Genomic DNA, 19,352 nt, shown 5'->3' on the forward strand with positions numbered 1-19,352 from the left:
CATCACGATGAAGCCAAACACCCGTCATGCCCTGCTGGCCGCATCCGCGGCACTCTTCGTTGTCGTGGCGTTTCCCGTCAGCGCAGAGACCGATGTCGCTGGCGTCACCGCGGCGGTCAATCCCGATGCAAGCACCATCGACCGCGCTGGCAAGACGCGCCTGATCTCGCTCGGCGACCCCGTGATCCGCAATCACCGCATCGAGACGAGTGGTGCCGGCCTTGTGCAGATCCTGCTGGCCGACGGCACCTCGTTCACGGTCGGTCCGAACTCGTCCGTGGTGATCGACAGCTTCGTCTATGATCCGGAGAAGAACACGGCTGCGCTGGCGGCGACCATGAGCAAGGGGGCGCTGCGCTTCATCGGCGGCAAGGCATCGAAGGCGAGCGGCAATGTAACGATCAAGACGCCGATCGGTACGGCCGGCATCCGTGGCGCGGTGGTCGACATCAACCTCAGCGGCCAGACGTCCGACGACCAGCCCCTGCCACCGCACATGACGCTGGTCTATGGCAAGGAAGTGCAGCTCACCGGCAATGGCGCGCCGCAGCGGCTGTTCAAACAGGGCTTCTCCATCGTTGCCGGCGACGGACAGCCGCGCATCCAGCGCACCCCGCCGCAATGGGTGAGCGGGCTGCAGCAGGTGCTCGCCGGCCGGCCTGGCCAGAGCGGTGGCGCGAGCAATGCACCGACGGAGCAGACAGTGGCCAGCAGCCCGGTTGCCGAGAGCAATTCTGCCCAGTTGCCTTCGGATAACGCCATCCCCGTGCCGACACCGCGGCCGATCGTGACGACACCGGTCGAAGAGGTGGCGAGTGCGTCGCAGCGGGATGTGGGGACGAGGCCGCAGGTGCCGGGCAGCAACGATAATGGCAACGGCGGCGCCGACACCGAGATTGCCGTTTCCGTGCTCTCGCACAAGGAAGTGGCTGGAGGCGGTGGCTCCAGTGGGCTAAGGCTGACTGCATCGCGCGGGACACTCACCCGAAACGCCGATGGGACGCTAAGCGGAGCCGATGGCGACAGTAACCGCATCACCCTGCCGGCGTTGAGCTCAACCAGCGTGCTGACGGAGCGAAGCGTGTCCGCCTCGGTCAACGGGACACCCGTGACCGGTACGGCCTATACCGGAAGCGGAGGTTTCTTCACCTACATGCTGACGGCCGGCAGCAGCGATCCAGAAGCGTTTTACGTCATCGGTGGCACGCCGGCAAATGCGACCACAACGCTGTCTACGGGGCAGATCCTGGCTTACGTGTTGGAACCTGATCTGCTTGCTGCGTTGACAAACGCTGAAGGCACGACCATCCCGTTCACCGGCAGCTTCATCGGTGGCAATGAAGCCGTGGTGAGCGACCTTCTCGTCGGTGGGACCAGTGGTGGAAGCGGCGCGACGATCGGACGTGCGCTGCAGGCCTCGCTCAGCATCAGCGGCACAGGTGCCGGCCAGACGAGTGCGATTAATGTGTTCAGCGGGAGTTTTGATGCGCTGGATGGCGGAGGCTATGGCCTCGTCGCCTCGACGGCGGGATCAAGCCGGTCCAATGCTATCAATTCGGCGGTGAACAGCCAGGGCAAGGCCGGGAGTATCGGCTCCACCGCCGGGAAGGATCATTTCCTCGGTACAAACGGCGAGTATCTGGTGATTGGATCGGGATCGATCGGTGCAACACAATTCGGCTCTCCTGCTCCCGTTTATCAAGGATATGAGCAGTTGCATGTTGCGAGCCGCGATGATGCGGCGACCGCTTCAGGCAGCCGCACCTTCAGCGAGGAAGTTGGCGGCTTCTCCTCCGCTGTGATCCGGCAATGGGGCAGCAACAATCTGACGAGCGGCAGCTTCAGCCTCAACTTCGACAATGCTGCGGGCACGTTCACCGGGGGCATCAGCACCGGCGGCGGCAGCTACTTCGCCGAGTTCTACGGAGAAGCCGACCGATCCTATCTGTCCGACCAAGTGATTGCCGGAACCAATTCAAAGGACGGCGCCTACATGGTGTCGTCTGCCGTGGTGCCGGCAAAGATCTTTAACAACAACACTAGCGCCGCCATTTGCAACGCCTGTGAATTCATGACCTGGGGCTGGTGGGGTCGCAATGTCTATGGCGAAGTCAACTACACGGTCCATCTCGGCAACTGGATCATCGGCAAGCAGCCGGAAAACAGCGCTCTGCCGACCGCGGGCACCGCGACCTACAACGGCAATGCTGTGGGCACGGTGGTCAATGGCAGCGCCCAATACATCGCCACTGGCACGATGACCTCGACAATGGATTTCAACGCGCGCTCTGGGACCGTTTCTGTCTCCAACTACGACAGCAAGAGTTTCAGCGCAGGGGTGAACTTCGCCAGCAATACGCCGACTTTCAGTGGGAACATCACGAGCGGCGTCGCGTCCGGCAGCGTCACCGGCGCCTTCGCCGCCAATGGCACCGATCCCGTCAAGGGCATCATGGGCAATTTCTCGGCGACTGATGGCAGCTGGTCGTCGACCGGGATCTTTGCCGGCAGCACGACAGGCGTCGAGCCGTGACCAAGGCAGCCGGTGGCCTGCGCCCCGAACAGACAGAAGGGCGGCCTGTATCGCGCCGCCTGTCCTCCTCGCAGCGCCGCAAACTCGGCGTCGTGCTTGTCGGCCTGGCAGCGCTCTTGGCCGTCATTCTCGGCCACGCAGCTTTCTCCTCCCAGGCCTTTCGGCTCACGGCGCTGGTCTTCGACACCTATCAGGTGATGAAACCGCGTGACGCGACTGATCCACCGGTTGCGGTCATCGACATCGACGAAGTGTCGATCGGCAAGCTCGGACAATGGCCCTGGTCGCGCGGCACGGTGGCCGAGATGGTGACCAAGGCAAGCGGTCTTGGCGCGGCAGCCATCGGCTTCGACATCGTGTTTTCCGAGCCGGACCGGACGGCACCGGTGCGGCTCGTCGAAGCGATGCGGCGCCAGGGGATCGCCATCGACATCGGCGCCGACCTGCCGGACCCGGACGCCCAGCTGGCCGACGCGGTCGCCTTAAATGCCGTGGCGCTCGGGATCGCGCTCAGCAACGAGACCAACGCGCCGGCACCGGAGCCGAAGGCGGGGTTCTCGTTTCTGGGACCCGATCCGCGGGCGCGGCTCACACCCTATTCAGGCGCCTTGTCCAACCTCTCCGCGTTGACCGAACGCGCAACCGCGATGGGCTATTTCTCCTTCCCGCCGACGCCTGACAACATCATCCGCACCTTTCCACTCGTCTCCATGAGCGGCGACCGGCTCTACCCGGCCCTTTCGATCGAGGCGCTGAGGATCGCACAACAGGAGGGCTCCTTCATCCTGCGCTCCGCAGGCGCGGAAGACGGCTCGGCCTTCACCGACTTGAGGGTCGGTGCGCTCGATGTGCCGCTATCGGCCGACGGCGAGATCTGGATCTACTATTCCGGCCTTCCGAACATGCCGGTGATTTCCGCCGCCGATCTCTTCGATCCGGAGAAGGCCGAAACATTGGCAGGGCTGATCCAGGGACGCATCATGCTGGTCGGCACAAGTGCGGTGGGACTGCGCGATATCGTGGCGACCCCGGTCGACCCCGCCATGCCGGGCGTCAAGGTGCATGCCGAGATCATCGACCAGATCGCCAGCGGCGTCTTCCTGCAGCGGCCCGACTGGATCATCGGGGCAGAACGGGCGGCAGCCGTTATCGTCGGCCTGATCCTGCTGACGGTCCTTGCAACAGCCGCCCCGGCCGTTTCGGTGGTGACGGGCCTGCTGCTGGCCGGGCTTGTCGCCAGCGGCTCCTGGTTTGCCTTTTCCCGGGCGTTCACGCTTTTCGATCCGTTGCTACCACTTTTCGCCCTCGGCGCGGTGTTGCTGACAGCGTTGCCGCTGCTCCTGATGCTCACCCATCGGGAGAAACGCTTCGTACGTGAAAGCTTCGGCCGCTATCTGTCGCCGACCCTGGTCGAACGCCTGTCTGAAAACCCGGAAGGTCTTACGCTGGGCGGCGAGGACCGCGAACTCACCATTCTCTTTTCCGACATCAGAGGCTTTACCGGCCTCTCCGAAAAATTGACGCCGACCGAGCTCACCGGGCTGCTCAACAACTTCCTGACGCCCATGACCGACGTGCTTTTGGAGCGCGAGGCGACGATCGACAAATATATCGGCGATGCGATCATGGCCTTCTGGAACGCGCCGCTCGACATTGCGGAGCATCCGCAGAAGGCGTGTCTGGCGGCGCTCGACATGGTCTCAGCCCTCGACCGGCTCAACCGCGAGAGCGGCATGAACCTCAAGATCGGCATCGGTCTCAATTCCGGCATGGCCTGTGTCGGCAATCTCGGCTCCGACCAACGCTTCAGCTATTCCTGCCTCGGCGACAGCGTCAATCTTGCGTCGCGCGTCGAGGGCATGACCAAGCTTTACGAGGTCTCGATCCTGGTGACGGAGGATGTCAGAGCGCGGACGAAAGGGCTGGTCTTCGCCGAAGTCGACCGGGTGCGTGTCGTGGGGCGGCAGGCGCCGGTGACGCTGCATGCCTTGATCGGCAGTGCGGATGAAGCGGCGTCGGAACAGACGGACCTGCTGGCCGCCCATGTCGCCTTCATCCGCGCCTGGCAAACGGGCGATTTTTCGGCTGCACGCGAGTTGCTGAAAGACCTGCTTGTCCTGCCGGCAAACCGGCTGTCCGGCACCCATGCGCTCTACCGGGAACGGCTGTCAGAACTCCCCGCTACCGCTCCAGAAGACTGGGACGGCGTGTTTACCGCCAGTCGCAAATAACGGTTCTTACTCGTGCAGAGACTGCACCATGCGGTTGGCAATGGTGAGCCGCTCGGCGAGCGTGGTTGCGCAGAGGCGGTGGACGAGAAGCGCGAGCTCGGGGTCTGCCTGTTCAAGATAACGCAGCTGGCGCCGGGCCAGGCGATAGACGGTCGAGGGCACTTCGGCCATGACATCTGCCGTGCGTGCGCCACCGCGATAGATGGCGATCTCGCCGAGCACGACGCCGGGCTTGACGGTTCTCAAACGCAGGCGCTTGCCGTTGGCGAGCACGGCTTCGACCTTGGCGCGGCCGGTCCAGAGCAGGAAGAGATCCTCCCCCGGTTCCCCCGCCCGGATGAAGCGGTCGCCTGGCTGGAGGCGGATTTCCTCCATCGAGGCGACCAGGTCCTTCAGCCGTGCGCTCGGACCAATGGTCTGGGCGAAATAGTCCTCGATATCCTGCCAGGTCTCTTCGCGGGCCATGTCTTGCAGTAGATTTTGCTCGCAATATTCGATGGCATGATCAAGATCGGGCTCGAGACGGAGGGCTGGGCCAAGTGGCTCGCCGAGACCATTGCGGCGGAGCGTAGCCTGGCTCTCTGATGACAGACCACTGAGGAGCAATTCAGCGCCAGCTTCTGCCAAGAGGTTGCGGATCTTGACGAAAGCAGCGGCTGCTGCAGCGTCCATGCCGCTGACGCGGCGGAAGTCGACGATTGCATGGCGCAGCGTGGGACGATGCTGGTCCTGCAAACGCCGGCGCACAGCCGCGACCACCTGTTCCGCCGTCCCGAAGAACAGATACTCCTGGAGCTCCAGCACCTGGACCTGATCACCAACCGCTTCCAGATGGGTTGTCTCGACGGGCGGGCGATCCGTGCTGCTGCGGCGAGCATGCAGGGACGTGTCGCTGCGGATGACCGACAATCGCGCATAGTTGTAGACGAAGGACAGGATGGCGAGCGCAAGGCCTATCATCATGCCTGTCAGGAAGCCGAAGACCAGCATGCAGAAGGGAATGGTGAGAATAACCAGCCATTCGTTGCGCGGAAGTTGGCGGCGCGCTCCCCAGAGCCATTCCTCCGCCATGTCATAGCCCAGTGTGATCATAAGGCCGGCAGCCACGAAGGTAGGCATGGCACCGGCGAGTTGTCCGGCAAAGGGCAGCATCAAGACCAGTACCAGCGTGGTTGCTAAGCCTGGAAGGCGGCTTACACCGCCCATGCGGGTCGCAAGCAGTGTCATGCTCATGCTGCTGAACCCCGGCGCACCGCCGAAGCCGCCAACCAGGAGATTGGCGAGCCCGGTGGTGCGCAATTCGTTGTCGGCGTCGATCTCGCGTCGCGTGGCGACCTCCTGGCCACTCGTGTTCAGAAGAAGCCCGACCATACTGAGAAGCACGACGGAAGCGATGGCGGGCGCTGCGTGAATAACGGCAGACCAATCGGCATGCGTGAAGATGGCGATGGGCGACGGCAGTTCGAGGCCGGCCTCAGCCGGCAGGGCGGGCAGCCAGTGGAAGCTCCGCGCTGTTTCAGCGTCCACGCCGAGGCCGATTAGCATCAGGTAAAAGAGGACTGCAGCCGCCAGCATAATGCCGGGGGCGACCAGCGGGCTCGAAGATCGACGAAGCGAGAAGTTCAAGATGAAGGCGAAGATCAGGGCGATGTGCAGATTGGCGATGGCCTGCCGGCCACCCGCGGTCGTGAACAGATCGATGGCCGGATGCCCGGCGAGGAGCATGTTCACGGCCCCCTGAATCATCAGGCATCCGGAACCGGCCAGGAAGCCGGCAATGACCGAGAAGGGCATGAAACGGACGAGCTTGCCAAAGCCGAAGGCGCCCGACAGCAAGAAGACGACACCGGTAGCGGCCGCACTGGTGCCGAGGATGGCGAAGGCGGTCATGATGCGCACGTCTTCCGGCGCATCCACCAATGCCGGAGAGGCCAGTGCCGCGGCAATTGCTGCCGCCAGAATTGCGACATTCGGCTTGCGCACCTGGCCAATGCTCGCCGGGTAGCGACTGCCAAGCGTGATGATCAGCGTGAGCAGAATGCTGGACATCAGGATTGCCCCGACGCCCATCCCGAAGCCGGCGGAGACCGAACCGGCGAAGATGAGCGCGGCAAAGGCGATGCTGGTGCCGAGGCCATCGATGCCGGCGATCACGGCGAACAGCAGGGGCGCCAGGAGGCCGCTAATCCTCGCCATACCAAGCTGCGCGGATCTTTCCGGCACAGCCTTGGCCGGCAGTCTGTCCGGCTTTTGCGGAAGCGAGGCGTCCTGCAGCGTCATCAGCGTCTACGTCCTCACTCGTGCAGCGACTGCACCACGCGATTGGCGATGGTCAGGCGTTCCGCAAGGGTCGTGGCGCAGAGGCGGTGGACGAGGAGCGCCAGTTCGGGGTCGGTCTGTTCGAGATAACGCAGCTGACGACGGGCCAGGCGGTAGACGGTGGAGGGTACCTCGGCCACCACATCGGCCGTGCGCGGGCCACCGCGATAGATGGCGATTTCGCCGAGAACGACGCCGGGTTTGACGGTTCGGAGACGCAGGCGCTTGCCATTGCCGAGCACGGCTTCCACCTTGGCGCGGCCGGTCCAGAGCAGGAAGAGATCATCGCCCGGTTCGCCCGCCCGGATGAAGCGGTCCCCCGGCTGCAGGCGGATTTCCTCCATCGAGGCGACCAGATCCTTCAACCGCGCGCTCGGGCCGATGGTCTGGACAAAATAGTCCTCGATATCCTGCCAGGTCTCCTCGCGGGCGATGGCCGCGATCAGGCGCTCCTCGCAGCGTTCCAGGGCGTGGTCGAGATCGCGTTCGCGCGCCACGGACGAGTCAGAGGCGAAGTCGATGCCATTCCTGGCCAGGGCCTGTTCAATCTCGGGCGATAGGCTGCTGAAGACGAGCTCGATCTCGCTGCCAGCGAGCAGGTTGCGGATCTTGACGAAGGTCGCGGCGGCCGCCGCATCCATGCCGCTGACGCGGCGGAAATCGATGACGACGAAGCGCAGCGACAGGCGGCTGCGATCCTGCAGGCGGCGGCGGATCGCCTCGATGATCTGTTCTGCCGTGCCGAAGAACAGGAATTCCTGTAACTCCAACACCTGGACCTGCTCGCCTTCCAGCTCGATCAGGCTGTTTTCCGCCTGCGGGCGGTCGATGCTGCTCTTGCGCTCGCGCAGCGAGGCATCCACGCGAATGACCGAAAGACGGGCGTAGTTGTAGACGAAGCTGGCGATGGAAAGCGCGAGCCCTAGAGCCATGCCGCCCATGAAGCCGAAGGCGGCCATGCCGAGCGGGATGGCGAGGACAACAAGCCACTCCATGCGCGGAAGCTGTGACCGCGTGCGCCAGAGCCAGTCGTGGATGAGCTCGACACCGAGCGCGATCATCAGACCGGCGGCGACGAAGGTCGGCATGGCGCTGGCAAGCTCGCCCGCAAACGGCAGCATCAGGGCCAGCACCACCGCAGTTGCAATGCCGACGGAGCGTGCGGTGGCCCCCATGCGGTTGGCGAGCAGGGTCATGGACAGGCCGGTATAGCCCGGCGCGCCGCCGAAACCGCCGGCGACGATATTGGCGATGCCTGTCGTGCGCAGTTCGGCGTCGGCATCGATCTCCTGGCGGGTTGCGACTTCCAGGCCGCTGGTGTTGAGAAGCAGCCCGACCATGCCGAGCAGCGCGACGGAAATGATCGCCGGCAGGGCCTGCAGGACAACAGACCAATTGGCAGTGGAAACGATTTCAAGCGGTTGCGGGAGGGCAAAGCCCGGCCCTGAGGGCATGGCAGGCAGCCATTGCATTGCCCTCGCCTGCTCGCTGTCGACCCCGATCACCGCCAGCATCGCGTAGAACAGGGCGCCGCCACCGATAAGCACCAGCGGCATGGTCAGTGGGCTCGTCGAGCGCCTGATGGCAAAGACCATGACGATGGCGAAGACGACGGCGACATAGAGATTGGCGACCGCCTGCTGCCCCTCGGGGCGGACGAGAAGATCGACGAGGTTGCGGTCGCCAATGATCATCATGACGGCGCCCTGGATGAGCAGCCAGCCAGAGCCGGCGAGAAAGCCGGCGATGACCGGATAGGGCATGAAACGCACGAGCCGGCCAAAGCGGCAAAGGCCGAAGAGCCAGAAGACCACACCGGTGACCACGGCACTCGATCCGAGAATGGCAAAGGCGGTGGCGACCTTGACCTCCTCGGGTGCGAAATCGAGGTGCAGGGTCGCAGTTGCAATCGCGGTCGCAAGGATGGCGATGCTCGCCTCCTGCACCTGTCCGATGCTTGAGGGATAGCGGCTGCGCAGCGCAATCCACAGCGCCATGACGATGCTGGACATGAGGATGACGCCGACGCCCATGGAGAAGCCGGCAGCCAGCGGCCCGGCAAAGATCAGCGCGGCGAAGGCGATGCTGGTGCCGAGGCCATCGATGCCGGCGATCAGTGCAAACAGCACGGGAGCGACATAGCGCCTCGCCGAGCTCGGAACAGGATAACGCCATGCCCGCTGTCGCGGGGCGGCACCAACCGTGGCCTTGCGATCCGGGGCGGGCGCTGGGTTGTGGATGTTCACGGCTTTTCCTGCTCTTGAAAAGGCATTCGCCGCCGGGGATGACATGCCGGCTCACCGACTGGTAGACGGCGCTGGCGTGGCGGGCAACGCGACCATCCGGATCGGCCCAAACTTGGCCGGATCAGCTGCAGGAAAGGCGGAGATCGACGGGGAAAACCCGCCGGTTCAACGGGTCGGGGCCAGAGGGGAGAGCCGGTGGCTATTTGCGTTTCGCCTGCAAGACGGCGGTGCCCAGACGCTCGACGGCGCGGCGCAGGTTCTCGTTTTCAATGCCGTCCATCATCGCTTCGAGCCGGCGGGCTTTCTCACCTTCCAGCTTGCGGATACGGGGTCTCGTAATCGCCACCGAAACAGGTTTCTGGACGATGCGAACCTGGCCGATCGCGGGATAGCCGAAGAAGCCGTTGATGCGGGCGATCAGCTCGCCCTGGGCATGGGAGAGAAAGAGCGCACGCGCGCCTTCGCAGGCAACCGTCAGCACGCCTGGACGATGGCCGCCATCCTCAGGCAGATCGGAGCGGCGTGGCCAGGCGATCTTTTCGGGCCGGGTACAATCGGCAAAACCTTCGCCAACGATGTCTTCCCAGGAGCCGAGCAGCGCCGTGTTGATGCCCGCACGCCTTGCCAGCACCGGGTCGACGATGCCGTTGGCAATCTCGGAAATCTGGTTTGCGCCCTTGAATGTGGCCATGGCCTCTGGGGATCCTTCACATCGGCCCTTGAACGGGCGACTGCTTTGGTCAGATATAGGCCATCCTCCCCTCTCTTCGCAAATGACCGGCGTGACACTCCCCAGCAAAGCATCGACAAGACCGACGGCTCCCATGCTTCTCGCCTGGTATGACCGGCATCACCGCGAGCTTCCCTGGCGCATCTCGCCCGCTGCGGCGAAGCGCGGTGTGAGACCCGATCCCTATCACATCTGGATGTCGGAGGTGATGCTGCAGCAGACGACGGTTGCCGCGGTGAAGGCCTATTTTGCCAAGTTCATTGCGAGATGGCCGACGGTCAGGGATCTGGCAGAAGCGCCCACCGAGGATGTGATGGCGGCCTGGGCGGGGCTCGGCTACTACGCCCGCGCCCGCAATCTGAAGAAATGCGCAGAGGCCGTGGCTTTCGATCATGGCGGCGTCTTTCCCGATAGCGAGGAGGGTTTGCGCGCACTTCCGGGCATCGGCGACTATACCTCGGCTGCGGTTGCGGCAATCGCCTTCAACCGGCCATCCGCTGTCATGGACGGCAATGTCGAGCGGGTGATCTCGCGGCTCTTTGCCATCGAGGCGCCGCTTCCGGGATCGAAGCCGCAGATGAAGGCGAAGGTGGCGGAACTCACGCCGACCGACCGGCCCGGGGACTTTGCCCAGGCGATGATGGATCTCGGCGCCACGATCTGCACTCCGAAGCGGCCGGCCTGCGCGCTCTGTCCGTTCAACGGTGCCTGTCTGGCGCTCGCCACCGACGAGCCGGAGCGTTTTCCGGTGAAGGCGGCAAAGAAGGCGAAACCGGTGCGGCTCGGGGCGGCCTTCATCGCTGTTGATCGCGATGGCAACATCCTGCTGCGCAAGCGGGTGGAAAGCGGGCTGCTCGGGGGGATGACGGAGGTGCCGACGACCGAGTGGACCTCGCGGCAGGACGGGGAAACGGGGACGGAGGCAGCCCCCTTCCCGGCCGAGTGGCAGGCGGCGGGCGCGATCGCCCATGTCTTCACCCATTTCGAGCTTCGGCTCTCGATCTTCCGCGTCGGCCCGATCGACCGCCCCTCTGTCAATCACGGTTTCTGGGTGCCCGTCACCGAACTTGATGGGCAAGCGCTGCCGACTGTCATGAAGAAGGCAATTGCGGCCGCTATTCCAACCGCCTTTCCAACTCCTAAGGGCTAAGACATGACCGAAATCCGCCATATCGTCTTCGACATCGGCAAGGTGCTGATCCATTACGATCCGAACCTGCCTTTCTCGCGGATCATCCCGGACCCAGCAGAACGGGCGGATTTCTTCGCCCGGGTCTGTACCCATGACTGGAACATCGAGCAGGATCGCGGCCGCAACTGGGCCGACGCCGAGGCGCTGCTGATTGCCGAGTTTCCCAAGAAGGAAGCGCATATCCGCGCCTTCCGGAAGCACTGGGCCGAGATGGTGCCGCATGCCTATGAGGACAGCGTTTCCATCATGACGGGGCTGATCGATTCGGGCCGGGACGTGACCATGCTCACCAATTTCGCCGCCGACACATTTGCCGAAGCGCGTAAGATGTATCCCTTCCTGAACCTGCCACGCGGCGTCACGGTTTCGGGCGAAGTGGGGCTGATCAAGCCTGATGTGGCGATCTATGAGCGGCATGCTGTTGATTTCGGCCTGTCACCAGAGCACTCCGTCTTCATCGACGACAGTCTGGCGAATGTCGAAGGCGCGCGGGCTGCCGGCTGGCAGGCGGTGCATTTTACCGGAGCGGAAAAGCTGAAGGCGGATCTGCAGGGGCTGGGCGTCTCCGCCTGATTTTCCGGGTGGTTTACCTAGTGGGTGCCCCGCGAACACGGATCATCCCTCGTTCATCAACCGGGTCGCTCGACCAGTTCCACGCGGCGGTTCATGGCGCGGCCCGGCTCTGTCTGGTTGCTGGCACGCGGTGCCAGCATGCCCATTCCGGCGGCGGCGAGGCGTTCTTTCGAGATGCCCGCCGACACCAGTGCTGCCATGACCGCTTGGGCGCGCTTTTGTGACAGCGACAAGTTCGTCTCGGCATCCCCGATCCAATCGGTGTGGCCGACGATATAGACCTTCAGCCCCGGGTTCGAGGTCAGGAGCTTCGTCATCTCGGCAATCGCCGGGGCGGCTTCAGCAGAAAGGGTGGCGGTGCCGAAGTCGAAATAGACATTGTCGAGGGCTATATGCCCCTCGTCGGAGATGCCCTTGGCCATGGCTGCGGCATCGATCATGCGGGTTTCGAGTGCGGAAGACGTGACGAGATCCAGATGTACAGCCGCGCGTTCGGATGCATTTCCCGCAAGTGGTGCTTTCTGGTTTTGTGCGACGTAGAGCGCTACATGGCGCGTACCATCTGCCGAAACGGCTGCCATGTAGTGCTCGCCATCCTTGATATAGAGCGCGAACTCCGAGGCAGTCCCCAGATTGCGCAGCCTCCGATTTGCCGGATAGATGACCACCTTGCCCAAGAGGGCATTGTTGCTGCCGCAGGCTCGGCCGACACATTCGAACAGGGGTGAAAAACCGGCGCCTATCAACGACGTGCGATAGTTGAGAAAGACGTCGGCAGCACTTGCTCCTTCGGGAGCGACATAGAGGCGACGCTGCAGCTGCCCCTCGACCGGCTTGACCTCGGAGGGGGCCCGGCCCTTTATCGGGCCGATGGGCAGATCAAAGCGCGCAAAGCCAGCATCTTCCGCGCCGTAGAGGCAGGCACCTTCATAGACAGCCATGTCCTCGAGCGGGGCAAATCCCTCCAAGGTCGGACAGGTTTCCGCAGACGCATTATGCGCCAATCCCAGCAGCGCGAACGCAAGAATGGCGAGGAATTTCCTGGAAAGCCGGACCATGATGCACCTCTGACCGGGCAATCCCCCAATGGCCTGCCGCCGGACCGGATGGTGGCGTGTGCGCAACGCCTGATCAAGTGTTTCCGATCACTCGGCATGCGTTTGCGTCATGCAGATCACGATCCAGGTCAAAAGGGGAAGATGGAGGGGCGGGAAACAGCCGGCTCTGCGCGTGACGGCGCAAGAATGAGATGCTGGCGCGGGTGGAGTTGGCGGACCCCTGCCCGCGCCAGATCGATCTCTAGAGATCGAATGCAGCCGAGATAAAGTGCCCGACTTGCTCGAAGCTGATCACAGTTATGTGAAGTTATTCTAATGTTGATGGAAATCGGCTTCGGCGCATTCAAGGCGCCGGAGCCATTTCGTCACTCCAGGCCGCCCATGCGGCTGCGGATGACGGAGCGCAGGTCGTCGATCGGCTTCAGCGCGCCCTTTTCCTCTGTATGCCAGAAGGTCCAGCCATTGCAGGCATCCAGGCCCTGGACGCGGGCGCCGACGCGGTGGATCGAGCCGGCTTCGCCGTTTGCCGTCAGCGTGCCGTCGGCGCGGATGATGGCGGAGTGGCGGCGCTTGATGTCGGTCAGCACCTGGCCGGGCTTCACGAGGCCTGCTTCGAGCAGCACGTTGAAGGCTACGCGGGGTTCGGCCTTCTTGCCGGTCATGACCGTCAGCTCGACCTTGCCCAAAGGCTCGACGGCGGCGATGCGGGCCGAGGCCGCATCGATGTAATCCTGCTCGCGCTCGATGCCGACGAAATGGCGGCCGAGACGCTTGGCGACAGCACCCGTGGTACCGGAGCCGAAGAAGGGATCGAGCACGATATCGCCCGGCTTGGTCGAGGCCATGATGACACGGGCGAGCAATGCTTCCGGCTTCTGGGTCGGATGGACCTTCTTGCCGTCGTCACCCTTCAGCCGCTCGCCGCCCGAGCAGATCGGGAAGAGCCAGTCGGAGCGCATCTGGACGTCGTCGTTCGAGGCCTTCATCGCATCGTAATTGAAGGTGTAACCCTTGGCCTTCGGATCGGGCGAGGCCCAGATCATCGTCTCATGGGCGTTCTGGAAACGGCGGCCCTTGAAATTCGGCATCGGGTTGGTCTTGCGCCAGACGATGTCGTTGAGGATCCAGAAGTTGAGATCCTGCAACGTCGCGCCGACACGGAAGATGTTGTGATAGCTGCCAATGACCCAGATCGTGCCGGTCGGCTTCAACACGCGGCGGCAGGCGAGCAACCAGGCGCGGGTGAAGGCGTCATAGGCTTCGAACGAGGCGAACTGGTCCCATTCGTCGTCGCAGGCGTCGACGAGGCTCTGGTCCGGACGGTGGAGAGCGCCGCCAAGCTGAAGATTGTACGGCGGATCGGCGAAGATGACGTCGACGGATTTATCGGGAAGGGCTTCGAGGGCGGAAACGCAATCGCCCTTGATGATGCTGTCGACCCAGGCCAGCGGGTCGGACGAACGGCGGAGTTCGGCAATCGGAAATACAGAAGCCATCGGTTACTCACTCTTACGCTGACGCAGCACGGGATGTGAGGCTTATGGTTACCGAACTTGGTTACTGAAGGGTGAAGACGGGGTGAGATTTTGTGCGGGGGCGGGATGGCGTGGCGCGCCATCTTTCGATGCACGGCGAACTTAGTGATCAAGCAAAGCAGAAAAAGCTGGCAATCAGGAAGAGACGGCCGACCCGGACGTCTGGGTCGCCTTCAGTTTTTCACCGACCGCGACGATGGCCACAAGGGCCGGAACCAGCTCCTGCCCCAGTGCTGTGAGTGCATACTCCACCGATGGCGGCGTCGTCGGCTGAATGGTCCGGGAAATCACACCACGCGCCTCCAGATCCTTCAGGCGCTGCGACAGGACCTTGGCCGAGACGGGCGGAATGTCGAGGCGCAATTCGTTGAAGCGGCGTGGACCGCCGCGCAGGTGCCAGATGACGTTCGGCGCCCAGGCGCCGCCGATGATCGACATGCACTCCGTCAGAACGCAGCTCTGGGGCGGGCGTTCGCTTCGGTTTTTTCGGATTTTCAGGGTCATGGCCGTTTCGAGTTACCGTGGAGAAACCTGAATATCCAGTAACCATAAGAAACCTGGTTTTCAAGTGTTACCACACGCCATAAGGTCTCTTCGTCCAACACAGACAAGGATCTATCCATGTTGCTTTATTTCAAGCACGGCGCCTGTTCTCTGGCGTCTCGCATCATTCTCACTGAACTGGACCGCGACTTCGATGCGGTCAGCGTCGATACCGAAACCGGCACCACGTCGGAAGGAGAGGATTACCGGACCATCAATCCGAAGGGGTACGTCCCGGCACTGAAAATCGCCCCTGGTGTGGTGCTGACGGAAAATCCGGCCATCCTTCAGTATCTCGGGGATCTCGCGCCTGGCGCGGGTTATACGCCGAATGCCGGCACACTTGAGCGCGTTCGCCTGCAGGAGTGGCTGAACTTCACCTCCTCCGAACTGCACAAGGCCTTCAGCCCATGGTTCAGCGGTCGCCCGTTCGAAGGCGAGGAGCGGGCACGCGCCGAAACCCGGCTTTTCCGGCGGATTGACGATGTTGAGGCCGCCCTCAAGGATGGACGCCCATACATTCTCGGCACCACATTCACGGTGGCCGACAGCTACCTCTTCGTAGTTCTCAACTGGAGCAATTTCATCGGCGTCGCTCTTGGCCGCTGGCCGGTCGTCGCTGCCTATGTGGCGCGCATCGCCGCACGACCAGCAGTGCGCAAGGCGTTGGCGGCGGAAGGCCTGATTTCGGACGAGGCTGCATGATGATGACGACGGAATTTCCGAGAATTGCAGCCGCCATCGAAGTCTATTTCGATGCCCTCTATTTCTGCGATGTTGCCAAGCTGCAGAGTGTCTTTCACCCACGCGCCATCTATGCGACGGCCGACGAAACACCGTTCCTGCATCGCACGATGGAGGAATATTTTCCGATCGTTGCCGCACGCCAGTCCCCCGCCTCGCGCAAGGAACCGCGGCACGACTACATCGACTCCATCGAATTCGCCGGCGAAAACACCGCCTTTGCCCGGGTTCGGTGCTCAATCGGCGCACGTGACTTTGTCGATTTCCTGACATTCGTGAAAGTCGATGGAGTGTGGCAGATTATTGCCAAGGTTTTCCAGATCATCGAGCGACCGCCCCAGGAGCATTGAAGCGATGCCTTATGTGAACATCAAGATTACCCGCGAGGGCGCAACAGCTGCACAGAAGGCCGAACTCATCCAGGGAGTGACGAAACTGCTCGTGGACGTGCTGAACAAGACCCCTGCGACAACCTTTGTCGTCATCGATGAGGTCGCGATGGAGGACTGGGGTATCGGTGGCCTGCCTGTCGAGGCGTATCGACAGGCTTCGAAGCGGGGCGCCTGAAGCTTCATGGCTCTCAGAACCCGCATTACCGAAAACTTTGGTCTCTCGGTGCCGATCCTGTCGGCGCCGATGGCTGGCATCGCAGGCGGCGCCCTCGCGGCGGCGGTCGGTCATTCCGGAGGCCTGGGGCTGATCGGCGGCGGCTATGGCGACCGGCGCTGGCTGGAGCAGGAATTCGAACGCGCCGGCAATACCAAGGTCGGCGTCGGCTTCATCAGCTGGGCACTCGCCAGGGATCCCGGCCTGCTTGATATCGCCCTCGATCGATCTCCAAGAGCGATCTTCCTTTCGTTCGGCGATGTCGGGCAGTTTGCACCGGCAATCGCGCGCGCGGGCATCGCTCTCATCGCGCAGGTTCAAACGGTAAAAGCGGCGAAGATTGCCGTCGCCGAAGGGGCGCAGGTGATCGTCGCACAGGGCACCGAGGCCGGTGGTCATGGCGGCAGCCGCGCGACGCTTCCGCTCGTCCCGGCTGTCGTCGATGCCGTCCCCGGAACGCCCGTCATCGCTGCAGGCGGCATTGCAGACGGCCGGGGCCTGGCTGCTGCGCTCATGCTCGGAGCAGACGGCGTGCTGTGCGGCACGGCACTCTACGCGACACGGGAATCGCTTGCCAACATCCCGGCAAAGAACGCCGCGATCACCGGCTCCGGGGACGAGACCGTCAAGGGCACGGTCTTCGATCTGATACGCGGCCATGATTGGCCAACGCAATGGCAATTGCGGACACTCGACAACGGCTTGTACCGCGCATGGCACGACCGTCTCGCAATGCTGAAAGACAGTATCGATCAGGTTCGCCATCGCTATCTTGACGCTCAGGCGACCGGCGATACCGAGCAGTTGCCGGTCATCGTCGGCGAGGCTGTCGACCTTGTGCGGTCCCTGGAACCTGCCTCCCTCGTCATCGAACGCATGGCGCGCGAGGCCGAGGAGCGGATGCGAAACATCGTCAGAGACTGTATCACGCGCTAGTCGCGGGCATCCCAGGCCTTCACCACGGCCTTCTTCGCCTGCGTCCGCCAGACATGCGTCAGGTTTTCCCGCGCCCATTCGAGGTCGAGCCGGTCCGGACGGGCGAGCACCAGCCTATGGGGTCGGTGATGATCGGTGGTGAAAAAGGTGTCGGGGTCGATCTCAATCAGGTGGTCGCGCTCCTCGAAAGGGACCTTGAAGACCGGGCAGTCATGGGTCGGGTTCCAGAACAGCATGGCCTTGCCGTTGACCTTGAAGGACGGATGCCCCCAGGAGGTCGTTTCCTCCGTGGTCGGCAGGGCAAGGATGATCTGGCGCAGGGTATCGAGGGTGATCATGGCGGGGCCTCCGGAGGTCAGTCTGCCAGAGGCTTTAGGACGTGTCATCAGGTCCAGATACGCCCCCTCATCCGCCCTTCGGGCACCTTCTCCCCGCGAGCGGGGAGAGGGAGACGCCGCCAGCCTCAGGGGGCAACACGCACACTCAGATATCCGCCGTCCGCGACGCTGTCGCAAAGCTCCGACCATTCGCAGCCCGAACAGGCGGTGCGGATCTCACCGGTGGCGAAGGTTTTTCTGAGACGCGTAAGCAGAGCGGACGTCGGGGTGATGCGAGCGCCCGGTGGAAGCGGGCTGCCGATCAGGCGGGCGACGGCGTCTGCCGCTGCCCGGTCCCGCTCGACGACACCTGACCCATGGCAATGAGACTCGGGGTCTGCGGTCAGCGGGCCGCAGATATCGTCCGGCCCCGCCACCAGCTCGATCTCCTCGCCGGCCGAGAGCCTTGAGGCGATCACCTCGTAGTTCTCGACGAAGGCGGGCGAATAACCCTTGCCGACATAAGTCAGCATGCAAAGCAGGTGGTGGGCGCGGAGCCGGACGGTCATGCGTGTTTCAGTCGGTTGTCAGAGGCTTAAAGGTCGAGCGGCTGTGTCTTGCGGCGCGCCAGCGCCATCAGCAGGGCGGCGGCGAGAGCCGATTTCAGCACGGCACCCAGGATGAAGGGCGTGACGCCGAGAGCCAAGCCCTTTTCGGCACCGATCAGATAGCCAAGCCAGGCGCCGCCGATGGCGAGGCACAGGATATTGGCGGAGAGATGGGCGAGGAAGCTTTTGACGACTTGGCTGCCCGTCCAGCCCTTGTTCGCGAGATAACCGGCAAGCGCCGCGATGATCGGGAAGGCTGCGAGGTAACCGGCCGTCGGGCCGACAAAGGGGGCGAGGCCGCCACCGCCGTTGGCCAGAACCGGCAGGCCCATCATCGCCTCGCCGAGCCAGGCAAGCACGGTCAGCGCGCCCAGGCGCCAGCCATAGAGCACGCCGATCATGGTCAGCGCGAAGGTCTGCATGGTGATCGGCACCGGCACCATGGGCACTGAAATCTGCGAAGCGATCGCCAGCACGCCCGTGCCGAAGAGGAGAAGAGCGGCCTGCACGGGAAGCGAACGGCCCGATATGCCAAGCGGATCGAAACCGCGGCCGGCGGGCGCAAGAATGGTCGTCATGGGCAATCTCCATTTTATAGATAATTTAAGTGGCGGAGAATCCTTTATCTATGAAATAGGCGGATGCCAAGATGAAGGTTGCAGGAATCTCGGGGAAGGTCGCCGGGGTGGGGATCAAAATTGCCGAGCGTGGCGTAGCTTTGCGCCTCTTCTCTCTTTTTATCTATAATTTTAGAACGAGGCCGCGCGCCTCACCCTACCCTCTGCCCGCAAGCGGGGAGAGGGAGGTGCGCGCGGTCAGCGTTTTGGCCTTCTCCTCGGCAGCCAAGGAGAAGGTGCCGCCCTTCGGCGGGCTCAGGAGGCGGATGAGGGGCAAAGGATCACCCCTCACCCTGAGGTGCCTGCGCCAGCAGAGAGGGCGCGTCCATCACAGGGCGGTGGCTGGCCAGCAGAGAGCGGCACCCTTCTGCCTGGATGAGGGCTTGCCTGAGGCGGCGCCGCCAACACCCTCCCCTTGAGGGGGAGCGTCGGACCGCAGGTCCGGGGTGGGGTGACAGCGACGCTGGCCGGGATCGAAGGCGGAGGTGGTTTTCGCCCCACAAAGCGGCCCGTGGCGGAAGTCGGACAGGTCGGCGGGTTTCACCCCCACCCGCCGCTTTGCGG

17 protein-coding genes are annotated in these 19,352 nt (G+C 63.3%); 8 read left to right on the forward strand and 9 right to left on the reverse strand.

The window, feature by feature from the left end; all coding sequences use genetic code 11:
* Positions 1-7: 7 nt before the first annotated feature.
* On the forward strand, positions 8-2,533 hold the full coding sequence (locus tag IP85_RS08155) for a FecR domain-containing protein (RefSeq protein ID WP_054149184.1): 2,526 nt from the start codon (positions 8-10) through the stop codon (positions 2,531-2,533).
* On the forward strand, positions 2,530-4,764 hold the full coding sequence (locus IP85_RS08160; RefSeq protein ID WP_054149185.1) for an adenylate/guanylate cyclase domain-containing protein: 2,235 nt from the start codon (positions 2,530-2,532) through the stop codon (positions 4,762-4,764). The genes IP85_RS08155 and IP85_RS08160 overlap by 4 nt, the downstream gene beginning before the upstream one ends.
* A 6-nt stretch (positions 4,765-4,770) precedes the next feature.
* Here the strand turns inward: IP85_RS08160 and IP85_RS08165 are convergent, their stop codons facing one another.
* The 3 genes from IP85_RS08165 to IP85_RS08175 form a co-directional block, all read right to left on the reverse strand.
* Positions 4,771-7,044 (reverse strand): SulP family inorganic anion transporter, encoded by a 2,274-nt coding sequence (locus IP85_RS08165; protein WP_054149186.1) that lies wholly within the window; start codon positions 7,042-7,044, stop codon positions 4,771-4,773.
* 14 nt (positions 7,045-7,058) lie between these two features.
* Positions 7,059-9,329 (reverse strand): SulP family inorganic anion transporter, encoded by a 2,271-nt coding sequence (locus IP85_RS08170; protein WP_054149187.1) that lies wholly within the window; start codon positions 9,327-9,329, stop codon positions 7,059-7,061.
* Between the two features lie 199 nt (positions 9,330-9,528).
* Positions 9,529-10,020: a DUF721 domain-containing protein gene (locus IP85_RS08175; protein ID WP_054149188.1), complete on the reverse strand. Its 492-nt coding sequence runs from the start codon at positions 10,018-10,020 to the stop codon at positions 9,529-9,531.
* Positions 10,021-10,153: 133 nt separating this feature from the next.
* Between IP85_RS08175 and mutY the strand changes: the two genes are divergently transcribed.
* On the forward strand, positions 10,154-11,209 hold the full coding sequence (gene mutY / locus IP85_RS08180) for an A/G-specific adenine glycosylase (RefSeq protein ID WP_245280834.1): 1,056 nt from the start codon (positions 10,154-10,156) through the stop codon (positions 11,207-11,209).
* 3 nt (positions 11,210-11,212) lie between these two features.
* Positions 11,213-11,824: an HAD family phosphatase gene (locus IP85_RS08185; RefSeq protein WP_054149190.1), complete on the forward strand. Its 612-nt coding sequence runs from the start codon at positions 11,213-11,215 to the stop codon at positions 11,822-11,824.
* 56 nt (positions 11,825-11,880) lie between these two features.
* Here IP85_RS08185 and IP85_RS08190 read toward each other — a convergent pair whose 3' ends face one another.
* From IP85_RS08190 to IP85_RS08200, 3 genes are all read right to left on the reverse strand, one after another.
* Positions 11,881-12,882, reverse strand: coding sequence for an OmpA family protein (locus IP85_RS08190; protein ID WP_054149191.1), 1,002 nt, complete (start codon positions 12,880-12,882; stop codon positions 11,881-11,883).
* A 365-nt stretch (positions 12,883-13,247) separates the two neighbouring features.
* Positions 13,248-14,378 (reverse strand): site-specific DNA-methyltransferase, encoded by a 1,131-nt coding sequence (locus IP85_RS08195; RefSeq protein WP_054149192.1) that lies wholly within the window; start codon positions 14,376-14,378, stop codon positions 13,248-13,250.
* A 174-nt stretch (positions 14,379-14,552) separates the two neighbouring features.
* Entirely contained in the window at positions 14,553-14,855 is a 303-nt protein-coding gene (locus IP85_RS08200) for a helix-turn-helix domain-containing protein (RefSeq protein WP_245280835.1), read from the reverse strand.
* 183 nt (positions 14,856-15,038) lie between these two features.
* Here IP85_RS08200 and IP85_RS08205 point away from each other — a divergent pair, with 183 nt between their 5' ends.
* The 4 genes from IP85_RS08205 to IP85_RS08220 are packed head-to-tail and all read left to right on the forward strand — an operon-like array spanning position 15,039 to position 17,246.
* Positions 15,039-15,665: a glutathione S-transferase C-terminal domain-containing protein gene (locus IP85_RS08205; RefSeq protein WP_054149194.1), complete on the forward strand. Its 627-nt coding sequence runs from the start codon at positions 15,039-15,041 to the stop codon at positions 15,663-15,665.
* Positions 15,662-16,054, forward strand: a complete 393-nt coding sequence (locus IP85_RS08210; protein ID WP_245280836.1) for a nuclear transport factor 2 family protein — start codon at positions 15,662-15,664, stop codon at positions 16,052-16,054. Before IP85_RS08205 ends, IP85_RS08210 begins: the two co-directional genes overlap by 4 nt.
* A gap of 4 nt (positions 16,055-16,058) precedes the next feature.
* Positions 16,059-16,271 carry a 4-oxalocrotonate tautomerase family protein gene (locus IP85_RS08215; protein WP_054149195.1) on the forward strand — a complete coding sequence of 71 codons (213 nt, stop codon included), beginning with the start codon at positions 16,059-16,061 and terminating at the stop codon, positions 16,269-16,271.
* Positions 16,272-16,277: 6 nt separating this feature from the next.
* Positions 16,278-17,246, forward strand: coding sequence for a nitronate monooxygenase (locus IP85_RS08220; protein ID WP_054149196.1), 969 nt, complete (start codon positions 16,278-16,280; stop codon positions 17,244-17,246).
* On the opposite strand, the gene IP85_RS08225 is transcribed toward IP85_RS08220, so the two are convergent.
* From IP85_RS08225 to IP85_RS08235, 3 genes are all read right to left on the reverse strand, one after another.
* On the reverse strand, positions 17,243-17,584 hold the full coding sequence (locus IP85_RS08225) for an MmcQ/YjbR family DNA-binding protein (protein WP_054149197.1): 342 nt from the start codon (positions 17,582-17,584) through the stop codon (positions 17,243-17,245). The genes IP85_RS08220 and IP85_RS08225 overlap by 4 nt on opposite strands.
* Positions 17,585-17,709: 125 nt before the next feature.
* Complete coding sequence (locus tag IP85_RS08230) at positions 17,710-18,132, reverse strand: DUF1284 domain-containing protein (RefSeq protein ID WP_054149198.1); 423 nt, start codon at positions 18,130-18,132, stop codon at positions 17,710-17,712.
* A gap of 26 nt (positions 18,133-18,158) precedes the next feature.
* A complete protein-coding gene (locus IP85_RS08235) occupies positions 18,159-18,749 on the reverse strand; it encodes a biotin transporter BioY (protein WP_054149199.1) in 591 nt (196 codons plus the stop codon).
* Positions 18,750-19,352: the final 603 nt, after the last annotated feature.

Source organism: Rhizobium sp. AAP116 (assembly GCF_001295785.1).
In the GTDB taxonomy this organism is placed as follows: Bacteria; Pseudomonadota; Alphaproteobacteria; order Rhizobiales; family Rhizobiaceae; genus Allorhizobium.

Coding starts and splice junctions, on each gene's coding strand:
- IP85_RS08210 (WP_245280836.1), top strand. CDS start 15,662: ATGATGATGACGACGGAATTTCCGAGAATTGCAGCCGCCATCGAAGTC.
- IP85_RS08215 (WP_054149195.1), top strand. CDS start 16,059: ATGCCTTATGTGAACATCAAGATTACCCGCGAGGGCGCAACAGCTGCA.
- IP85_RS08185 (WP_054149190.1), top strand. CDS start 11,213: ATGACCGAAATCCGCCATATCGTCTTCGACATCGGCAAGGTGCTGATC.
- IP85_RS08225 (WP_054149197.1), bottom strand. CDS start 17,584: ATGATCACCCTCGATACCCTGCGCCAGATCATCCTTGCCCTGCCGACC.
- IP85_RS08195 (WP_054149192.1), bottom strand. CDS start 14,378: ATGGCTTCTGTATTTCCGATTGCCGAACTCCGCCGTTCGTCCGACCCG.
- IP85_RS08155 (WP_054149184.1), top strand. CDS start 8: ATGAAGCCAAACACCCGTCATGCCCTGCTGGCCGCATCCGCGGCACTC.
- IP85_RS08205 (WP_054149194.1), top strand. CDS start 15,039: ATGTTGCTTTATTTCAAGCACGGCGCCTGTTCTCTGGCGTCTCGCATC.
- IP85_RS08200 (WP_245280835.1), bottom strand. CDS start 14,855: ATGTCGATCATCGGCGGCGCCTGGGCGCCGAACGTCATCTGGCACCTG.
- IP85_RS08175 (WP_054149188.1), bottom strand. CDS start 10,020: ATGGCCACATTCAAGGGCGCAAACCAGATTTCCGAGATTGCCAACGGC.
- IP85_RS08220 (WP_054149196.1), top strand. CDS start 16,278: ATGGCTCTCAGAACCCGCATTACCGAAAACTTTGGTCTCTCGGTGCCG.
- IP85_RS08190 (WP_054149191.1), bottom strand. CDS start 12,882: ATGGTCCGGCTTTCCAGGAAATTCCTCGCCATTCTTGCGTTCGCGCTG.
- mutY (WP_245280834.1), top strand. CDS start 10,154: ATGCTTCTCGCCTGGTATGACCGGCATCACCGCGAGCTTCCCTGGCGC.
- IP85_RS08230 (WP_054149198.1), bottom strand. CDS start 18,132: ATGACCGTCCGGCTCCGCGCCCACCACCTGCTTTGCATGCTGACTTAT.
- IP85_RS08165 (WP_054149186.1), bottom strand. CDS start 7,044: ATGACGCTGCAGGACGCCTCGCTTCCGCAAAAGCCGGACAGACTGCCG.
- IP85_RS08235 (WP_054149199.1), bottom strand. CDS start 18,749: ATGACGACCATTCTTGCGCCCGCCGGCCGCGGTTTCGATCCGCTTGGC.